This window comes from Ruegeria sp. HKCCA5839 (assembly GCF_013035585.1).
Classification (GTDB): Bacteria; Pseudomonadota; Alphaproteobacteria; order Rhodobacterales; family Rhodobacteraceae; genus Ruegeria.
Window position 1 is genome coordinate 28,109 of the sequence record NZ_WQIE01000013.1, and the last position, 18,506, is coordinate 46,614.

The following is an 18,506-nucleotide window of genomic DNA, read 5'->3' on the forward strand; positions in this document are numbered from 1 at the left end:
ACCAGAGACTTTGACATGGGTCAAAACGCGCATCGTAAAGGCATCTTTTTGATGCGGTGCTATTTTGCGCTACGCACCTCACGCATTAGCCAGTTGGTAAAGGTCTTTACGGTTGGTCTAAGGGGCGATTTTGGCGTCACAATATGGTATCCGCGTGTGTCGGGCTCGACAAAAAGCTCGATGATACGGCCCTCCCGAATGTCAGCCTCGATAAAGTGTCGCACCGTGACTGTGACACCCTGTCCCGATCTGAGGCCATCCAATAGCAGGTTGCCCGGCAATTGCGTACGCCCGGCACCGCGTTTCGGGCCAACACCGCGCTCTGACAACCATTTGCTTGCCTCCGTGGTGCCGATTTCCTCGAGCCATGGTAGCTGAGCCAATTCGGCAGGCGACCAATCTTTTCTACCACCCAACAGCTTGGGCGCGGCGACAATCACCATCGGTGTTTGCAGTAACATCTCGCATTCAACACCGGGCCAGCCACCCGCGCCGTACCGAATGGCGACATCCACGCCACCCGGGCGCAGTTCGACAACTTCATAGGTCGGATCGAGGATCAGGTTAACCTCTGGATGGGCCGCGCGAAAACTGGGCAACCGTGGCATAAGCCACGATGCGGCAAAGGACGATGTCAGCGAGACATGAACGGGGCGGTCCTGGCCGGAACGGGCAAGGTCGCTTACAGCTGCAGCGATCGCACCAAAACCCAGTTGCAGGGCCCGCGCGAGGTGTTCGCCCTCACCCGTCAGGGTCAGCGCCTTGCCCGAGCGGTCCAGCAAGGCAACGCCAATATGCTTTTCGAGCGCGCGCAATTGTTGGCTTATGGCAGCGTGACTGACATTCAAGGCCACTCCCGCATCGACGACGTTGCGTTTCTCGGCAAAGGCCGCAAAGGCCCTGAGGGTCGCAAGAGGAGGCAGGCTCAGCCAATCCATATGTAATTCCAGCTTACATAAGAGAATAGCAATTGAGTCGCATTTTAGATTTGCAACGTCAATCTGTCTTGCAGAGACGCTGCGGCACAGGAGAAACGCGATGCTGACTGTTTTTACCCGGTACTTTGTCACCGAAACCCAGATCAACGCACCCCACGTACGGGATGTACCAAGACCAAAGAGCCGAAAAACCCGGTGGCTGCCTGACCATCACTGGTGGAGAGAACATCCGCGCGCCAGGGATATGAACAACCTTTGAACCCGCCTGCACGACATTTCAAGATTTGGACAATGCCAAAACTCGTGCTGAAAAATCGACACCGGCCGTCCTGGAAACGCGCGAACAGAGGGAACAGCCGGTGTCGCAGCCTTCGGGCGAAAGACCGCCCGGAGGTATTCTCTAGCTCTTACTGACCACCACCAAGCTGATGCACATACGCAGTGACAGCGCGGATCTGTGCTTCGGTCAGGCGGGTGTCCCAGTTCGGCATCACGCCGAACCGGCTATAGAGCACGGTCTCGGTCAGTTCTTCCTGGCTGCCACCGAACAACCAGATGGCGTCGGTCAGGTTTGGAGCGCCTTGCGTGATATCGCCTTTGCCGTCATCGCCGTGGCAAACTGAACAATTGTCCGCGTAAACCACCGCGCCCGCTTGCGCTGTGGCATCATCGGTTTGGGCATTGGTCAAGGACATCACGTATTGAACCACTTGCGTGATCTCGTCTTCCTCAAGGATCTCACCAAAGGCCGGCATCTGAGAATAGCGCGCGTCGTCGCTTTCCTCGTTCCGAATGCCATAGCTGACGGTGTAGTGGATGTCCTCCATGGTGCCACCCCAGAGCCAGGCATCATCCAGCAGGTTCGGAAAGCCCGGAGCCCCCTGCGCGCCAGAGCCGTGGCATTGCGCACACCAGGTTCGAAACACCGCACTGCCCGCGTTTACTGCATATTGCTGCAGCTCGGCATTCTGGGCGATGTCATCGAGCGGTGTTTCAACCAGTTGCGCGTTCAGGGGCGCGTTGGCCTCTTGGAACGCTACCAGTTCCTGCTGAACCTCACCGCGCGAAGACCAACCCATGACACCCGCAGTTGCCGACTGCACCAAAGGCCATGCCGGGTACATGATCGTATAGATCAATCCCCAGAAGATGGTGGCGTAGAAGGTCCACAGCCACCACCGAGGCATCGGGTTGTCGAACTCTTCGATCCCGTCCCAGCTGTGACCGGTTGTATTCGGATCACCCGGCTGTTTTTCAGGTGTCTTGCTCATGGCCGCGCCTCCTTGGATGTGGCGGGTTTGTTTTGCTGTGGTGCAGGTGCATCAACGTGGCGGAACGGGATGTTGGCCGTGTCCTTGTATTCCTTGCTGGCGCCAGGGCGGAAAACCCAGATCACGATGCCAACGAAGAACGTGAACAAGAGCAGCAACATCCAACTGTCCGCGAACTGTCTGAGGAGAGTGTAAAGTTCCATCTCAAGCCCCCTTAACGGTTCGGATCCGGGGTGAAGGTCGAGAAATCGACCAGCGTGCCCAGCATTTGCAGATATGCGATCAGCGCGTCCGCTTCGGTCAGGTCAGACTGGCCGTCGAAATTGCGCACGTTGACCTTGTCTCCATAGCGTTCAAGCAGCCCGTCAAAATCGCTGTCGGGATCAGCCTGCGCCCGGAAATCGGCCACCGCGTTCTCGATCATCTCTTCGGTATAGGGCGTACCCAGCAGCGCGTTAGCCGCCATGATGTCGCCGATATACTCACCGTTGAGCTTGCGGTTCTCCAGGAAACCGTATTTCGGCATAACCGACTCGGGCACCACAGATTGCGCGTCGCGCAGGTGGCGCACGTGCCACTCATCCGAGTAACGCCCACCGACGCGGGCCAGATCAGGGCCGGTACGCTTGGATCCCCACTGGAACGGGTGGTCATACATCGACTCCGCCGCCAGAGAGTAGTGGCCATAGCGTTCAACCTCGTCCCGCATCGGGCGGATCATCTGGCTGTGGCAGACATAGCAGCCTTCACGCAGATAGATTTCACGCCCGGCCATTTCTAAGGGCGTATAGGGGCGCATCCCTTCGACCTTTTCGATGGTGTTCTCAAGATAGAACAGCGGGGTGATCTGCACGATGCCACCGATTGTCACGACCAGAAAGCTGAAGATCAGCAGGAGGGTCGCGTTGGTCTCGAGGATCTTGTGTTTGTCGAGAATTGCCATTGCTCCGGCCCTCCTTATTCAGCCGGGACCGCGACGGTCAGGCTGGCCTCTTTGGCCGGCGCTTTACGCACAGTCATCCACAGGTTGTAGCACATGATCAGCGAGCCAGCGACGAACATCACGCCACCCAAAGCACGCACCACATACATCGGGAACTTGGCCGCCACGGTGTCGGCGAACGAGTTGACCAGGAAGCCGTTGGCATCCACTTCGCGCCACATCAGGCCTTCCATGATACCGGTGACCCACATCGAAGCGGCATAAAGCACGATGCCGATGGTGGCGAGCCAGAAGTGCCAGCTGACCATTTGCAGCGAGTAGAGCCGCTCGCGTTTCCACAAGACAGGCACCAGGAAGTACAGTGCACCAAAGGTGATCATACCGTTCCAGCCCAGCGCGCCCGAGTGTACGTGACCAATGGTCCAGTCGGTGTAGTGGCTGAGAGAGTTCACAGCGCGGATCGACATCATCGGACCTTCGAACGTGGACATACCGTAAAAGCCGACCGAGATGACCATCATGCGAATGATCGGATCGGTGCGCAGCTTGTCCCATGCACCCGAGAGGGTCATCAGACCGTTGATCATACCACCCCAGGACGGCATCCAAAGTACGACCGAGAACACCATGCCCAGTGTCGATGCCCAGTCAGGCAGCGCGGTATAGTGCAGGTGGTGCGGACCAGCCCAGATATACAGGAAGATCAGCGCCCAGAAATGGATGATCGAAAGCTTATAGCTAAAGACCGGACGCTCGGCCTGTTTCGGGATGAAGTAGTACATCATGCCCAGGAAACCCGCGGTCAGGAAGAAGCCCACAGCATTGTGACCGTACCACCACTGGATCATGGCGTCCTGAACACCTGACCAGACGATGACCGATTTCGAGCCCCAGATGCTGACCGGGATGGTCATATTGTTGACCAGGTGCAGCATGGCGACGGTGACGATAAAGGCGAGATAGAACCAGTTGGCCACATAGATGTGTGGTTCTTTCCGCTTGATGATCGTGCCAAGGTAAACAGCCAGATAGGCGACCCAGACGATTGTCAGCCACAGATCGACATACCATTCAGGCTCGGCATATTCCTTGGACTGCGTGCCACCCAGAATATATCCGGTCGCGGCCAGGACGATGAACAGCTGATAGCCCCAGAACACAAACCACGCCAGGTTTCCACCCCACAGCCGCGCCGCGCTGGTGCGCTGAACGACATAGAACGAAGTTGCGATCAAGGCATTGCCCCCAAACGCAAAAATCACCGCCGAGGTGTGCAAGGGCCGCAGGCGTCCAAAGTTCAAATATCCGTGCGCCCATTCAAAATTCAGCGCGGGAAAGGCCAGTTGGAACGCGATAAAGGTTCCGGCGAGAAACCCGACCACGCCCCAGAATGCGGTCGCGATCACGCCATAGCGGATCACGTCATCCATATATTCGCCCGAGCGGTCCGTCAGCAGAACAGGCTCGTCTGTGTTTCGAAGCGTCCAGATGAAAAGCCCACCGGCGATCAGCATCACCAGTATCGCATGCACCTGATACGCCAAATCGCGTGCATAATTGGTCCCGATTGCGGCGAACACCACGACCAGCCCTAGCACAATCAGCTTGATGTAATTTGACATATTGCGTCCCTTTGCCATGCCTCACGCGATTCTTTTTGCCGCGCGAAACCTGTTTGACTGGGGTTGGTAATGCCGCCAGGGGCCGCAACTTGCCTTGATCTGCATCAAGACGTTTCGCCGAATTCTGTGGTCATGTCCTTTTGAACAGGGTCCCCTGAAGGGGATTGGAACGCGTCGGTTACCAGAACAGCGAAAGATGAGAGCACAATGGCGTATAAATCACTGCTGACAGTCATGACGGATACCGTGCTGGCGCAGGGGGCTTTGGCCCAGATGGTCGCATTGGCAGATGCGACCGATGCCCATGCGGACGCGCTTTGCCTTGGTGTGGATCGCAGCCAGACCGGGTATTACTATGCGGGTGCGAACGCTTTGATCCTGCAAGAAACCTTGAGCCGTGCCAATGCCGAAGCGGATGAGGTTCTGGCCTTTGCCAAAGACTATCTGGGCAAATCCGGCATACGTTGGGCCGCCGAAAGCGGAGTGGTCCAAATCGCAGATATTTCACGGCACGTTGCACGACGCGCCCGATTTTCAGACCTTGTCATCTTGCCAAGGCCCTATGGCGACGGGCGTGACGCCGAGGCGGAACCGATTGTCGAAGCGGCCATGTTCGAAGGGCATGCACCGGTGCTGCTGGTCCCCGATGACGCGACACCCTTCGTGAAGCCCAAGACCGTTCTGATCGGTTGGAATGAAAGTCCCGAAGCCATGCGGGCCATCCGCCGGGCCCTGCCCTTTTTGCAGCAGGCCGAAATGGCGCGGATCGTGGTCATCGACCCGCCCCGCCATGGCCCCGATCGATCCGATCCCGGTGGAATGCTGTCTCAGATGCTGGCGCGGCATGGCGTGAGATGTGAGATCGATGTCCTCAGCAAAACCATGACGCGGGTATCTGACATCCTTAGCCGCCACGCCACGGATACCGAAGCCGATATGATCGTCATGGGTGCCTATGGGCATTCGCGTTTTCGCGAAGCCATCCTTGGCGGGGCCACCCGCAACATGCTGGAACAATCAACTGTTCCGGTCTTCCTGGCACATTAGCAAGGCGGAAAAGCTCGGACAGGCAAGCTGCCCCGTGTCGGCAGCTTGTCAGTATTCAGGCTTTGCGGATCAGCCCGATAACGAAAAGAAGGATCACCGCGCCTATTGTCGAAAAGATAATCGACGAGATCAGGCCGCCACCAACGCTAAAGCCCAATGCCGGAAAGATCGTTCCCGCTAGAAATGCGCCGACAACACCGACAATGATGTTGCCGATCAGGCCAAAGCCACGGCCTTCCATGATCTTACCCGAAAGCCACCCGGCAATCGCACCGATAAAGATCATCGCCAAAAGGCTGCTGAATACCATCTCGTTTCCTTTCCGCGTCAGACCAGAAACCCGCCATCCGAATCATCTCCGGCTTCATCCAGCAGACTTCTCATATCGGGAATGATCACGTGGCGCTTGCCTTCCAGCTGAATGACCTGGTCCTTCTTCAGTGCTGAAATCTGACGGCTGACTGTTTCCAGCGTCAAACCCAGATAATCGGCCATCGCCTCACGTGTCAGCGGCAGGTCAAAGGCGATCGGTCCCAATAGCCCCTTGCGGTTTACCGAGGCATCCCGGCGCGCGATGATCGACAGCAGGCTGGCGATCTTCTCGCGTGCCGTTTTCCGGCCCAGAACAAGCATCCATTCGCGGGCAGCGTCCAGCTCATCCAGCGTCATTTCCAACAGCCTCTGGGCGATATGAGGCGTTGTGGCCATCATCTCTTCAAACGGCGCCCTGCGGAAACAGCACATCACCAGATCGGTGGTTGCAACCACATCATAAGGTGCGGCCTCGCGCCCCGGGCGACCAACGAAATCGCTGGGCAGCAACAAACCCACCATCTGGGTGCGCCCGTCTTCCATCGTCTGGGTCAGCGATGCGATACCCGAAACAACCGAGCCCACAAAGCTCATCGGATCACCAGACCAGATTATGGTCTGACCGGCCTCAAAGCTTCGGTAATATTTAATGGCCTCAAGCTCTTCGAGCTCATCTTTTTCGCAATGCGCGCAAACGGCCCGATGTCGAATCGGGCAATCGTCACAGCCGACATGCTCATATGAGGCTTTCAGTGTCATTCGCGTTTCCACTTGATCTCGGTCAAAGCAACTGAGCGTTCCTAGGTATAGCCCTAGTGGTATGACTTTGAAACCTCAATTGGCTCGGCTTGGACTTTTTGACGCGAAAGTACCGCGTTATACCAGCTATCCCACCGCCCCCCATTTCAGCGATGAAGTGGGGGCTGATTTGTTTGGCAACTGGATTTCCCAGATTACCCCAGGCAGTGCAATTTCGCTGTATATCCACGTGCCGTTCTGCCGCCGATTGTGCTGGTTCTGTGCCTGCCGAACCCAAGGCACGCAAACAGATCACCCCGTGATCGCCTATGTGGATATGCTCAAGGCCGAGCTGGATCTGTTGGCGGCACACCTGCCCCAAGACGTGACCCTGTCGCGCTTGCATTGGGGCGGCGGCACGCCCACCTTGCTGAGCCCCGAGCTGATGCGCGATCTGGCGGATCGGATCTTTGCCACCGTGCCAATGGGTGACGATGCCGAGTTCTCGGTAGAAATCGACCCCAATGAGATTGAAGAGGAACGTCTCGATGCACTGGCGCTTTCGGGGATGAACCGGGCCTCGATCGGGGTACAGGATTTCGATGACGAAATCCAAAAGACCATCGGTCGTATTCAAGGCTATGACACCACGCGTAATGCCATCGACATGATCCGCGCGCGCGGGATTGCCAGCCTGAATGCCGATATCCTTTATGGTCTGCCGCATCAGACCCGCGCACGGATGACCGAAAGCGTGCAAAAGCTTTTGTCGCTGTCACCAGACCGGGTTGCGCTTTATGGCTATGCACATGTGCCATGGATGGCAAAACGCCAGCAGATGATCCCTTCAGATGCTCTGCCGACACCAGAAAAACGGTTGGACCTGTTCGAAACCGCGCGACGGCTTTTCCTGTGGGACAATTATGCCGAGATCGGGATCGACCATTTCGCTACAAAAGATGACGGGCTGAACATTGCCCAGCGCGCAGGTCGTTTGAAACGGAATTTCCAGGGCTATACCGACGACCAATCTCCGGTTCTGATCGGTTTGGGTGCAAGTTCGATTTCCCAGTTCCCACAGGGCTATGCCCAGAACGCATCGGCCACTTCAGCCCATACCAAGGCGATCCGGGACGGACGGTTCTCGACAGCGCGCGGGCATGTTTTCAAAGGACAGGACGTGCTGCGGGCGCGCATGATAGAGGCGCTGATGTGCGATTTTCGGATCGATTCAGCGGAAATCCTTCGGGATTTCGATGTGACCGCGGGCGCGTTGCAACAGATGTATGCCAGTGCAAATGCGGCCTTTGACGGGCTTTTGCGTGTGGATGACACCGGGTTGTCCATCCCACCCGAGGCACGCGCCCTGACCCGGATGATCGCGCGCAATTTCGACCAATACGACCTCAGCAAAGCCGGGCACAGTTCAGCAATCTGAGGCCGACCGCATCGGCAGGCCTTGACGCAGGGGCCCGGTTTTCTCCAAACTGACAGAACAGAGAGCTGCAGCGCTCTGTGCCCCGAGGCAGGCAAATCCGCAGTCAAGTTTCGCCGATGCGTTCTCGCTCGACAGCCCTTTTCGTGCAGTCATCTGCAACCTGAAAGAGGGACAACACCCATGCGCGTCTTTACCGTCCTCGGCCCCAGCCAATCGGGCAAATCCACCCTGGTCGAGGCCATCAGCCGCCTCGACGGGCGGCCCACCACCTTCGACCTGTCCGAAACCGTGCATTTGCACGGTTTTTCTTATTTAGACGAACCTTGGTGCGCCATCGACGTCAATGGGGGCGGCGATGCGCTGGCCTATGTCGGGCCCGCCATGGCGATCTCGGACGCGGCGGTTGTTGTCGCACCACCTGATCCTGACGCGGCTGTTTTGTGTGCCCCCTACCTGCGGTTGGTCGAAGAGGCGGGCATCCCCTGTTTTCTGTTCATCAACCGCATGGACAACCCCAACGGCCGCATCCGCGACATCATCGCCGCCTTGCAGACCTACTGCACCCATCACATCACACTGCGCCAGGTGCCCATCCGCGAGGGTGACACGATCATCGGCGCCGTTGATCTGATTTCGGAGCGGGCGTGGAAGTATCAGGAAGGTCAGCCGTCGGCGTTGATCGAGCTGCCGCAATCGGTTGAAGAACGCGAACAGGAGGCCCGCACCGAACTACTGGAAACCCTGTCGGATTTCGATGACCACCTGTTGGAACAGCTTATCGAAGACAAGCAGCCACCCAGCGCCGAGGTCTATGATCTGGCGGCTCAGGTTCTGCAAAGCCATCAGCTGATCCCGGCCTGCCTTGGCGCTGCCAGCCATGGCAACGGCCTGACGCGCCTGATGAAAGCCCTGCGCCATGAAGCTCCCGAATTCAACATCGCAGCAGACCGGGATGAGGCCGAAGACAACGCACGCGCGATTGCCGGTTTCTCGGATGTCAAAAAACACATCGGAAAAATTACCGTTTTGCGCGGGTTGGGGGACGGCGTCAAAGCCCATGCGCCGCTTGGGGGTGAAACAGTCGGCACCCTGACAGCGCTGGACGGTAAAACCCAGATCGACACGCTGGAGGCCGGGCAGATCGGGTTGGCGGTAAAATCCGATCACCTCAACCCCGGCAATATCTACGACAGCAACGGGTCAACACCGTTGCCGGAATGGGCCGAGTCGCACCCTGTGGCCTATCGTCAGGTCGTCTCGCCCGCGCATGAGCGGGACGATGTGCGCCTGTCAAACGCTCTGTCGCGGCTGGTGGAGATTGATCCGGGCCTGCATCTCGAGCATGACGAACTGAGCGGGCACGCAATCCTTGGTTCGCAAGGGCCTCAGCATATGCGTCGGGTTGCGGCCAAGCTGGCCGAAGATTTCGGGATCGAAATTCTGACAGAGCCTGCCGAAACCGCTTACCGCGAAACCATTCGCGCGCCGATTGAACATCGCCACCGGCATAGAAAGCAATCCGGCGGAGCTGGTCAGTTTGCCGATGTGGTGATCTCGGTCGCACCTTTGCCACGCGGGTCGGGATTTCAGTTCGAAGAGGTGGTAAAAGGCGGTGCTGTTCCCAAGAACTATATCCCTTCGGTCGAACACGGAGCGAAAGACGCCTTGGCCCAGGGCCCCGAAGGATTTCCGGTGGTGGACGTCAAGGTCACGCTTAGCGATGGCAAGCACCACAATGTCGACAGTTCCGACTATGCCTTCCGCACCGCTGGCAAGAACGCCGTACGCGAGGCCCTGCCCGCCGCCAAGCCTGTGGTTTTGCAGCCCATTCTGAACGCCGAGATCCATCTGCCGTCCAGCTTTGTGGGCGATCTGGTTCCGACCATCAGTTCTTTGCAAGGACAGGTACTGGGGTTCGAAGGCAATCCGAACGCTTCGGGCTGGGAAATCTTCAACGCACAGCTGCCTGCCGTGGCCGAGGACGAGTTGCATCGGATCCTGGCCAGCGCCACCCGCGGGACAGGTTGGGTCAAACTGCAATTCGACCATTACGAAGAGCTGCGTGGCCCGGTTCCGGCAGCGGCCAAAAGTAAAGAACTGGCCTGAGCCAATGGCAGGCGGGCGTCAGCCCGCCGCCGCAATCAGTTCACGGGTGTAATCTGTCTGGGCGTTCTCAAAGAGATCCTCAGCCGCGCCCATCTCGACCACGTCGCCATTGCGCATCACGATGACATTGTGGGACATCGCGCGCACAACCTTCAGGTCATGGCTGATGAACAGATAGGCCAGCCCGTATTTCCGTTGCAGGTCACGCAACAGATCGACGATCTGAACCTGAACCGTCATGTCCAGGGCACTGGTCGGCTCGTCCAGAACCAAAAGCTTCGGCCGCAACACCATGGCCCGCGCAATCGCAATCCGTTGTCTCTGCCCGCCCGAGAACTCATGCGGGTAGCGGTCCATCGAGTCCGGGTCCAAACCAACCTCGGTCATGACCTCAGCCACCAGCTCACGCGGGGCGCGGTGGGGGTCGACATTGTGGATCTCCAGACCTTCGGCGATGATCTGCATGCAGGTCATTCGGGGGCTCAGACTGCCGAACGGATCCTGAAACACGATCTGCATATCCTTGCGCAGCCGCCGCAGCTCACGCGTGGACCACCGGCGGACGTCCTGATCACGGAAAGTGATCGCGCCCTCAGACGCGATCAGCCGCATGATCGCCAAAGCCAGCGTCGTCTTGCCCGAGCCGCTTTCACCCACGATGCCAAGCGTTTCCCCGGCCCGCACGCTGAGCGTGGCGTCATTGACAGCCTTCACATATCCAACGGTCCGCTTCAGAAACCCCCGCTGGATCGGAAACCAGACCTTTAGATGATCGGTGCGCGCAACCTCTTCGGCATCTGCTGCCACCGGATCGGGCTGGCCCGAAGGCTCCGCCTCAAGCAGCTTGCGCGTATAGGGGTGCTGTGGATTGTCAAAGATGTCGGCGGTCACACCGGCCTCGACAATCTCGCCATCCTTCATCACGCAGACCCGGTCGGCAATGCGCCGCACGATGCCCAGATCATGGGTGATGAACAACATCCCCATATTCTCGGATTTCTGCAACTCGGCCAGCAATTCCAGGATCTGTGCCTGAATGGTCACGTCCAGCGCCGTGGTGGGTTCATCCGCAATCAGAATGTCAGGCTTGTTGGCCAGAGCCATGGCAATCATGACCCTCTGGCGCTGTCCACCCGACAATTGGTGCGGATAGCTGTCAAGACGCTCCTCGGGGTCGCGAATACCAACCTTTGTCAGCAGTTCCACAATCCTGCCCCGCGCCGCGTCGCCGGTTACCCCCTGATGCAGCGCAAGCGACTCGGCCATCTGCTTGTAAATCGTGTGCAGCGGATTCAGCGAGGTCATCGGCTCTTGGAAAATAAAGCTGATGTCGTTGCCGCGCACCTTCATTAGGTGATCTTCGGATGCGCCAACCATTTCCTGGCCTTCATAGGTCACCGAGCCCTCGACGATAGCACTGTCCCCCAGCAGGGCCACTGTGGACAACGCCGTCACCGATTTGCCCGACCCGGATTCGCCCACCAGCGCAACGGTCTCACCCCGATCCACGGTGAAGGACACACCTTTGACCGCGGCGCTCACCTGCCCGTCCTGCCGGAACGAGACCTTGAGGTTGTTCACATCCAGCAGGCTCATGAGAAAGTCTTTCTGGGATCAAACGCGTCGCGCACGCCCTCGAAGATGAAGACCAAGAGCGACAGCATGATGGCAAAGGTGAAAAAGGCGGTGAAGGCCAGCCACGGGGCCTGCAGGTTCTGTTTCGCCTGCAAGGTCATTTCGCCCAATGAGGGCGCAGATGACGGCAAGCCAAAGCCTAGGAAGTCAAGCGACGCCAACCCGCCGATGGTGCCTGTGACGATGAAGGGCATAAAGGTCAGCGTGGCGACCATCGCGTTGGGCAGCATGTGGCGGAACATGATGGTCATGTTGCCGACGCCCAGTGCCCGCGCGGCGCGGACATATTCCAGGTTTCGGGCCCGCAGGAATTCTGCCCGCACGACACCCACAAGGCCGGTCCAACTGAACAGGATCATCAATATGGCCAACAGCCAGAAACTTCGCCCAAGGATCGCGAACATGATGATGATCACGTAAAGCGATGGGGTCGCGGACCAGATTTCGATGACCCTTTGGAAGATCAGGTCCAACCAGCCACCGAAAAAGCCCTGAATGGCCCCGGCGAAAATCCCGATCATACTGGCCACACCAGTGACCAACAGGGTGAACAGGATCGACAGGCGAAAACCATAGATCACCCGCGCCAGAACATCGCGCTTGGTGTCATCGGTGCCCAGAAGGTTCTGACCATTGGGCGGCAAAGGCGCGGCCCCCGGGCGATCAACGCTTGTGTTGTAGGAATAGGGGATGGGCGGCCATATGGCCCAGCCTTTTTCAAACCCTTCAGCCTCGAACGTTCCGGCCTTGATCTGTTCGATGATGCCTTCTGGATCGTCAAAACACTGATCCAGACCGCCGCTGTCGATCAGGCACATCACTTCGGGGTCGCGATAAATCGCTTCGGTCTGGAAATCGCCGCCGAACTCGGTCTCGGCATAGAACTTGAAGATCGGCGTATAAAGTTCACCCCGATAGCTGACCAGGATCGGTTTGTCATTGGCAATGAACTCGGCGAACAGAGACAGGCCAAACAAGACAGAGAAGATAATCAGCGACCAGAATGCCCGGCCATTGCGTCGGAAATTACGCCAGCGGCGCTGGTTAAGAGGGGAAAGCGCCATCTAACCCTCCCGCTTTTCAAAATCGATGCGGGGATCGACCAGCACATACATCAGGTCACTGATGATCCCGACGACTAGGCCCATCAGACCAAAGATGAACAGCGTGCCGAAAATCACCGGGTAATCGCGCGCCACCGCAGCCTCAAAGCCCAGACGACCCAACCCATCAAGCGAGAAGATCGTCTCGATAATGATTGAGCCCCCAAAGAACACACCGATGAACACCGCCGGGAACCCTGCGATCACGATCAGCATCGCGTTGCGGAACACATGACCGTAAAGCACCTTGCGTTCGCTCAGCCCCTTTGCGCGGGCGGTCATGACATATTGCTTTTTGATCTCATCCAGAAACGAGTTCTTGGTCAGCAGCGTCAGCGTTGCAAAAGCCGAAATCGTCAGGGCGATAATCGGAAGTGTGATGTGCCAGAAATAGTCCGCGATCTTGCCCATCAGGCTGAGGCTTTCCCAATTGTCCGAAGTCAGCCCCCGCAGTGGGAAAATCTGCCAGTAAGAGCCACCTGCAAACAGCACCAGCAGCAGGATCGCAAACAGGAAGCCCGGGATGGCATAGGCCACGATGATGGCCCCGCTGGTCCAGGTGTCAAAGGTCGACCCGTCCTTGATCGCCTTGCGGATACCCAACGGGATCGAGACCAGATAGGCGATCAGAGTGGACCACAGACCCAGTGAGATAGAAACGGGCATCTTTTCTAGCACCAGATCGATCACGCTGATTGACCGGAAATAGCTCTCGCCAAAATCCAGCGTCAGATAGTTGCCCATCATGCTCAGGAAACGTTCAAGGGGCGGCTTGTCAAAGCCGAACTCTTTTTCCAATTCAGCGATGAACTCAGGCGGCAGACCGCGCGCGCCGACATATTTGTCATCAAACCCACCGCCGCCTGCGGGTTCGGCACCTGCGCCAGCATCTCCGCCTCCGCCCGCAAAGCCGGCAAAGACATCACCCTGACCTTCGATCTGCGCGATAATCTGTTCGACCGGTCCCCCTGGCACAAACTGCACCAGGGTGAAGTTCACGATCATAATGCCCAGAAGGGTCGGAATGACCAACAACAGGCGTCTTAGAATATACGCGCCCATGTTACCGCAGCGCGCCGGTGGCCTTCAGTTCGGCCTCTTTCTCGGGGTTGATCCACCACAGGTCCAAATGACCCAGCGAGAAAGGAGGCAGGTTTTCAGGGTATTCATACATGTCGTAATAGGCTGTCCAATAGTCTGCGATGTATCCCACTGGGACCACGAAGAACTCATACCGCAAGGCCCGGTCAAGTGCGACCAAAGCGGTATCCTGATCGGCTTGATTATCCGTCTCGAACGACGCCTCGATGATCGCGTCCACCAGAGGGCTTGCCAGACCAGCAGGATTGAACAGGCTGAACGCGGCCTCTTCGGATCCGTACATCTGGCTCAATCCGCCACCGGTGGACAGGAAAGACCCATACCGCGTGGAATAAACCATGTCATAGTCGCGTTCACGGCTGCGCAGCGTGTATTGTGCCGGGTCAATTTTCTCGGCAGATGCGTCGACACCAAGCGACTGGAGGTTCTGCACATAGGTCTCAATCATCGTGGCTGTCGAGGTCGGCAGGTTGGACGGGTATGGGATGTTCACCTTCAGCGTTTCCCCTTCCGCGTTTCGCCGCACATTCCCGTCGCCGACAGGCCACCCGGCCTCATCCAGCGCTTTGGACGCCTGCCGCAAATTGCGCCGATCATTCAAACGGGCCGAATTGGATTCGTGCACCGTGACGGCCGGTTCGGTCAGGAAATCTGCAGGGACGACATCACCAAGGGTTTCAATAAAGGCAAGCTCGGCCCCTTCTGGAACGCCAGTTGCTTCCAGCTTGGTTCCTTGGGTGAAAGAGCTCCTGGGCGAGTTGAGACCAAAGAGCAGTGATTCATTGACCCATTCAAAGTTGAACGCCAAAGCAAGCGCTTTGCGCACATTCTTGTCTGCAAACTGCGGCTTGCCCAAGTTGAACACGAAACCCGACGGGGTCGGCGGGCTGCCATCTGGGATTTCGTCGCGGACCACTACGCCCTCATTCAGCTTTGGGAAATCATAGCCCGTTGCCCACAGCTTGGGGTCGCTTTCGATGCGGAACGTGTATTCCCCGGCTTTGAACCCTTCGAATGCAGCGGTCTGGTCCGCAAAATACTCGACACGGATTGTATCGAAATTGTTGCGTCCGCGATTGAACGGCAGGTCTTCACCCCAGTAATCATCCCGACGCTTGTAGACGATGCGACGGTTGATGTCATAGCTGTCCAGCTTGTAGGGCCCTGATCCGACTGCAACTTCCAAACGAGGCTCGTCAAGTCGACGCGACTCATCCGCTTCGAACCACGCTTTCGAGAAGACCGGCGTCGCACCAACCGTTTCGATCAGGCTGCGGCGCGTGACTTCGGGGTTGAAGGTGAACTTGACCGTGTGATCATCCAAAGCCTCGGCGCCTGTGACCATGCGACCAACGGCCTGGGCATAAGATGGCAGGCCCTGCTCAATGAACAGACGATGGCTATAAACTGCATCTTCGGCGGTTACCGGTGTACCATCCCAGAACGTGGCTTCGGGGCGCAGGTGAAAAATCACATAGTTTCGATCCGCATCATATTCGAGGCTTTCTGCAAGAACACCGTAATACTGACCCACGCTATCATCCGAGCTTTCGATCAAACGGTCGTATTGAAGTGTCGTCAAAGCACCCGACCGGCCCTTGCGTGAATAAGGGTTCAAAGAATCGAACGTTCCCGACGCAGCCAAAGACAGCTCTCCCCCTTTTGGTGCATCCGGATTGACGTAGTTCAGGTGCTCGTAATCAGCGGGATAGTCGAGATTGCCAAAATAGGAATACCCGTGACTTTCGATAATCTTGTCTTCAGTTGCCGAAAGGGACGTCCCTAACGCCATTGCTGTGGTCAGACCGATGACAAAGGTCAAAGGCTTCATTCTTGTGACACGCATCGACGTCAAATGGGATTTCATCAGGTACATCCTCTGGGTTCGTTCACATGCTCATTTTCGTGCGCGCTAGCTAAAAGACCAGCTTAGTTAGATGCAAGTTTAGACTGCGTGAGCGCTTTGTGAAGATTTGTTCACACAAAAATTAAGGCCGCTGCGCGGGGCAACGGCCTTTAAAACTCCGATCCAGGCTCAGGATCAGTTACCGATGGTTTGCAGGTAGGCAATCACATCTGCACGCTCTTGCGCCTTTTTCAAACCTGCAAAGCTCATGCTTGTGCCTGCGATATAGCCGCTGGGACGTTCAAGAAACGCATCAAGCGCTTCGGGTGTCCAGTTGCCGCCATGGGCCAGCATCGCGGCCGAATAACCGCCAAAACCCTTGGCGGTACCAAGCGGACGATCCACGACACCATAAAGATAAGGTCCGGTGCCATTGGCACCATCTTCCAGCTTGTGGCAGGCGGTGCATTTGCGGAACACGCGCGCGCCTTTCTCGGGATCAGCGGCGGCCAGCAGATCTGCGAATACGACCTCTTCGCCGTCGGCGCTTTCGCCCGCGCTGTCGGTTTCGATAATGTAGGAAGCCTCGGCATGATGGCTATCGGAACTGTAGAGGATGTCCCCGGCCCATTTTGCCAGAAGCAACACCAGGAAGGTGCCAAACAGGCCTGCGGCGGCCTTGGTAACTGTCATCGTGTCGAACATTGATCGCGTGTCCATTTCAGCTGTCTGCCGGGTGTCTAAGGCTTCCCCTTGCAAGAGGCAAGGTATAGACACCGCGACGAAACGCCCAATTCGAAAACTTGTTGCACGGAATCGACCAAATGACCAACCGCATTGCTTTTCAGGGGGAACCCGGCGCCTATAGCCACGAGGCCTGCCGCGACGCGCGGCCCGATATGGATGCTCTTCCTTGCCGCACTTTCGAGGATGTAATCGAATCGGTCAGGTCTGGTGAGGCGGATCTGGCGATGCTGCCGGTCGAGAACACCACTTACGGGCGGGTGGCCGACATTCACCGATTGCTGCCCGATAGCGGGCTTCACATTGTCGATGAGGCGTTTGTCCGCGTGCATATCAACCTGCTGGGCGTTCCCGGCGCCAGTCTGGACGACATCACCGAGGCGCATTCGCATCTGGTGTTGCTGCCTCAATGCGCGGGGTTTCTCCAACACCACAATATCCGCGGCCGCGTAAGCCCGGACAACGCAAGGGCGGCGCGCGAAGTGGCCGAAGCCGGAGAAAAACACTCAGCCGCACTGGCCAGCGAGCTTGCGGGCGAAATCTATGGGCTGAACGTTTTGGCGCGTCATATCGAAGACAAGGATAACAATACGACACGGTTCCTGATCATGTCGCGCGAGGCAGACGAATCGCGGCGGGGGGATCACGGCATGATCACCAGCTTTGTATTTCAGGTCCGCAATATCCCAGCAGCGCTTTACAAGGCGATGGGCGGGTTCGCCACCAACGGGATCAACATGACCAAACTGGAAAGCTACATGGTCGACGGCTCATTCACCGCCACGCAGTTTTATGCAGATATCGTCGGACATCCTGCGGACAGAAACGTTCAACTGGCGCTGGATGAGCTGGAGCATTTCACGACCAATGTAGAGGTCCTTGGCGTCTATCCGGCCGCTCGACCGCGGGGCTAGGCCGGGCTTTTATCGGGGCTACGAGAAATCCGAACAGCGCACCCCGCTGCGCCACGCATTGAGAATGGCGTCGACATTTGCTTCGATCCCGTCTTCGGACCGCAGCTCCAGATCATAACGCCTGCCTTTGTGGATCGTCTTTTGATCCTGAACCGCACTGCCTTCGGCGCGGTCAGCGCGCCCGGTTTCCCGGCGGGCAAGTTCCATCAGCGCGCAGTGGATCGCCACGAACAGAACGTCATGCGGGGCAAAAACCTGCTGCAGTGTTTTGTCCCATCCGTCGGTGTCCAGAATGTGCTCAAGGATCAGATCATTACCAGCATCCGCATAGGCACCGATCGAGGCGTGAAATCCCTCAAATACCCGGGCGCGTTCCTTGGACCATTCAAAATCCCCTGCCCTGAATCGCGCCATTGGTATGACACCACTGTCTCGCAGATGATCAATCGAAATGTGCCAGAAGGGGCGCTCGATCTGCCTTTGCAATGCGCGTGCGATCGTCGATTTTCCACCGCTCGACGCGCCATGCAGGAAGATGATCTGCGCCATTTGAGACCCCGTTTTTCGCAAACCCGATTGGTCAAATCCCGTGATCGTGGCTCTGTCGCGCCGGTTATGCGAAATCGCCGAGCCGCGCCCGGAATTGTCAGCAAAACGCATAAGCATCCGCTAGTCGAGATACTTCACTTCATCGTCTAGGTTGCACACTGCATTGCATGGAGTACGGCCACAATCGTTACTCTGCGCT

General features: G+C 57.5%; 17 protein-coding genes. 4 read left to right on the forward strand and 13 right to left on the reverse strand.

Annotated features, from left to right (window positions below):
- Window positions 1–59: 59 nt before the first annotated feature.
- From GOV38_RS20805 to ccoN, 5 genes are all read right to left on the reverse strand, one after another.
- Window positions 60–938: a LysR family transcriptional regulator gene (locus GOV38_RS20805; protein ID WP_171210195.1), complete on the reverse strand. Its 879-nt coding sequence runs from the start codon at window positions 936–938 to the stop codon at window positions 60–62.
- 407 nt (window positions 939–1,345) lie between these two features.
- Window positions 1,346–2,209, reverse strand: a complete 864-nt coding sequence (gene ccoP, locus GOV38_RS20810) for a cytochrome-c oxidase, cbb3-type subunit III (protein WP_171210194.1) — start codon at window positions 2,207–2,209, stop codon at window positions 1,346–1,348.
- Entirely contained in the window at window positions 2,206–2,412 is a 207-nt protein-coding gene (locus tag GOV38_RS20815) for a cbb3-type cytochrome c oxidase subunit 3 (RefSeq protein ID WP_171133702.1), read from the reverse strand. The genes ccoP and GOV38_RS20815 overlap by 4 nt, the downstream gene beginning before the upstream one ends.
- Before the next feature lie 11 nt (window positions 2,413–2,423).
- Window positions 2,424–3,152 carry a cytochrome-c oxidase, cbb3-type subunit II gene (gene ccoO / locus GOV38_RS20820; protein ID WP_171210193.1) on the reverse strand — a complete coding sequence of 243 codons (729 nt, stop codon included), beginning with the start codon at window positions 3,150–3,152 and terminating at the stop codon, window positions 2,424–2,426.
- A gap of 14 nt (window positions 3,153–3,166) precedes the next feature.
- On the reverse strand, window positions 3,167–4,774 hold the full coding sequence (gene ccoN / locus GOV38_RS20825; protein ID WP_171210192.1) for a cytochrome-c oxidase, cbb3-type subunit I: 1,608 nt from the start codon (window positions 4,772–4,774) through the stop codon (window positions 3,167–3,169).
- Between the two features lie 207 nt (window positions 4,775–4,981).
- Here ccoN and GOV38_RS20830 point away from each other — a divergent pair, with 207 nt between their 5' ends.
- Window positions 4,982–5,821: a universal stress protein gene (locus GOV38_RS20830; RefSeq protein ID WP_171133704.1), complete on the forward strand. Its 840-nt coding sequence runs from the start codon at window positions 4,982–4,984 to the stop codon at window positions 5,819–5,821.
- A gap of 55 nt (window positions 5,822–5,876) precedes the next feature.
- Here GOV38_RS20830 and GOV38_RS20835 read toward each other — a convergent pair whose 3' ends face one another.
- Both GOV38_RS20835 and fnrL read right to left on the reverse strand, forming a co-directional pair.
- Window positions 5,877–6,131: a GlsB/YeaQ/YmgE family stress response membrane protein gene (locus GOV38_RS20835; RefSeq protein WP_171103685.1), complete on the reverse strand. Its 255-nt coding sequence runs from the start codon at window positions 6,129–6,131 to the stop codon at window positions 5,877–5,879.
- A gap of 17 nt (window positions 6,132–6,148) precedes the next feature.
- Window positions 6,149–6,892 carry a transcriptional regulator FnrL gene (gene fnrL / locus GOV38_RS20840; RefSeq protein ID WP_171213035.1) on the reverse strand — a complete coding sequence of 248 codons (744 nt, stop codon included), beginning with the start codon at window positions 6,890–6,892 and terminating at the stop codon, window positions 6,149–6,151.
- Window positions 6,893–6,953: 61 nt separating this feature from the next.
- Here fnrL and hemN point away from each other — a divergent pair, with 61 nt between their 5' ends.
- Together hemN and GOV38_RS20850 are read left to right on the forward strand one after the other, a co-directional pair.
- The gene (gene hemN / locus GOV38_RS20845; protein WP_171210191.1) at window positions 6,954–8,309 is read left to right on the forward strand and encodes an oxygen-independent coproporphyrinogen III oxidase; all 1,356 of its coding nucleotides are present in this window, start codon (window positions 6,954–6,956) and stop codon (window positions 8,307–8,309) included.
- 180 nt (window positions 8,310–8,489) lie between these two features.
- Entirely contained in the window at window positions 8,490–10,415 is a 1,926-nt protein-coding gene (locus GOV38_RS20850) for an elongation factor G (protein WP_171210190.1), read from the forward strand.
- Between the two features lie 18 nt (window positions 10,416–10,433).
- On the opposite strand, the gene GOV38_RS20855 is transcribed toward GOV38_RS20850, so the two are convergent.
- The 5 genes from GOV38_RS20855 to GOV38_RS20875 form a co-directional block, all read right to left on the reverse strand.
- The gene (locus tag GOV38_RS20855) at window positions 10,434–12,011 is read right to left on the reverse strand and encodes an ABC transporter ATP-binding protein (RefSeq protein WP_171210189.1); all 1,578 of its coding nucleotides are present in this window, start codon (window positions 12,009–12,011) and stop codon (window positions 10,434–10,436) included.
- Complete coding sequence (locus tag GOV38_RS20860; protein WP_171210188.1) at window positions 12,008–13,114, reverse strand: ABC transporter permease; 1,107 nt, start codon at window positions 13,112–13,114, stop codon at window positions 12,008–12,010. Before GOV38_RS20860 ends, GOV38_RS20855 begins: the two co-directional genes overlap by 4 nt.
- Window positions 13,115–14,215 (reverse strand): microcin C ABC transporter permease YejB, encoded by a 1,101-nt coding sequence (locus tag GOV38_RS20865; protein ID WP_171210187.1) that lies wholly within the window; start codon window positions 14,213–14,215, stop codon window positions 13,115–13,117.
- Between the two features lies 1 nt (window position 14,216).
- Window positions 14,217–16,121: an extracellular solute-binding protein gene (locus GOV38_RS20870; protein ID WP_171210186.1), complete on the reverse strand. Its 1,905-nt coding sequence runs from the start codon at window positions 16,119–16,121 to the stop codon at window positions 14,217–14,219.
- Between the two features lie 174 nt (window positions 16,122–16,295).
- Window positions 16,296–16,805 (reverse strand): cytochrome c family protein, encoded by a 510-nt coding sequence (locus tag GOV38_RS20875; protein WP_171103743.1) that lies wholly within the window; start codon window positions 16,803–16,805, stop codon window positions 16,296–16,298.
- Window positions 16,806–16,924: 119 nt separating this feature from the next.
- Here GOV38_RS20875 and GOV38_RS20880 point away from each other — a divergent pair, with 119 nt between their 5' ends.
- On the forward strand, window positions 16,925–17,758 hold the full coding sequence (locus tag GOV38_RS20880; protein ID WP_171103702.1) for a prephenate dehydratase: 834 nt from the start codon (window positions 16,925–16,927) through the stop codon (window positions 17,756–17,758).
- A gap of 18 nt (window positions 17,759–17,776) precedes the next feature.
- Here GOV38_RS20880 and GOV38_RS20885 read toward each other — a convergent pair whose 3' ends face one another.
- Window positions 17,777–18,418: a chloramphenicol phosphotransferase CPT family protein gene (locus GOV38_RS20885; RefSeq protein ID WP_254430668.1), complete on the reverse strand. Its 642-nt coding sequence runs from the start codon at window positions 18,416–18,418 to the stop codon at window positions 17,777–17,779.
- Between the last annotated feature and the right edge of the window lie 88 nt (window positions 18,419–18,506).

Bases quoted from the DNA above. Each gene is read 5' to 3' on its own strand.
- GOV38_RS20805 (WP_171210195.1), bottom strand. From the start codon at position 938: ATGGATTGGCTGAGCCTGCCTCCTCTTGCGACCCTCAGGGCCTTTGCG.
- ccoP (WP_171210194.1), bottom strand. From the start codon at position 2,209: ATGAGCAAGACACCTGAAAAACAGCCGGGTGATCCGAATACAACCGGT.
- GOV38_RS20815 (WP_171133702.1), bottom strand. From the start codon at position 2,412: ATGGAACTTTACACTCTCCTCAGACAGTTCGCGGACAGTTGGATGTTG.
- ccoO (WP_171210193.1), bottom strand. From the start codon at position 3,152: ATGGCAATTCTCGACAAACACAAGATCCTCGAGACCAACGCGACCCTC.
- ccoN (WP_171210192.1), bottom strand. From the start codon at position 4,774: ATGTCAAATTACATCAAGCTGATTGTGCTAGGGCTGGTCGTGGTGTTC.
- GOV38_RS20830 (WP_171133704.1), top strand. From the start codon at position 4,982: ATGGCGTATAAATCACTGCTGACAGTCATGACGGATACCGTGCTGGCG.
- GOV38_RS20835 (WP_171103685.1), bottom strand. From the start codon at position 6,131: ATGGTATTCAGCAGCCTTTTGGCGATGATCTTTATCGGTGCGATTGCC.
- fnrL (WP_171213035.1), bottom strand. From the start codon at position 6,892: ATGACACTGAAAGCCTCATATGAGCATGTCGGCTGTGACGATTGCCCG.
- hemN (WP_171210191.1), top strand. From the start codon at position 6,954: ATGACTTTGAAACCTCAATTGGCTCGGCTTGGACTTTTTGACGCGAAA.
- GOV38_RS20850 (WP_171210190.1), top strand. From the start codon at position 8,490: ATGCGCGTCTTTACCGTCCTCGGCCCCAGCCAATCGGGCAAATCCACC.
- GOV38_RS20855 (WP_171210189.1), bottom strand. From the start codon at position 12,011: ATGAGCCTGCTGGATGTGAACAACCTCAAGGTCTCGTTCCGGCAGGAC.
- GOV38_RS20860 (WP_171210188.1), bottom strand. From the start codon at position 13,114: ATGGCGCTTTCCCCTCTTAACCAGCGCCGCTGGCGTAATTTCCGACGC.
- GOV38_RS20865 (WP_171210187.1), bottom strand. From the start codon at position 14,215: ATGGGCGCGTATATTCTAAGACGCCTGTTGTTGGTCATTCCGACCCTT.
- GOV38_RS20870 (WP_171210186.1), bottom strand. From the start codon at position 16,121: ATGAAATCCCATTTGACGTCGATGCGTGTCACAAGAATGAAGCCTTTG.
- GOV38_RS20875 (WP_171103743.1), bottom strand. From the start codon at position 16,805: ATGTTCGACACGATGACAGTTACCAAGGCCGCCGCAGGCCTGTTTGGC.
- GOV38_RS20880 (WP_171103702.1), top strand. From the start codon at position 16,925: ATGACCAACCGCATTGCTTTTCAGGGGGAACCCGGCGCCTATAGCCAC.
- GOV38_RS20885 (WP_254430668.1), bottom strand. From the start codon at position 18,418: ATGCGTTTTGCTGACAATTCCGGGCGCGGCTCGGCGATTTCGCATAAC.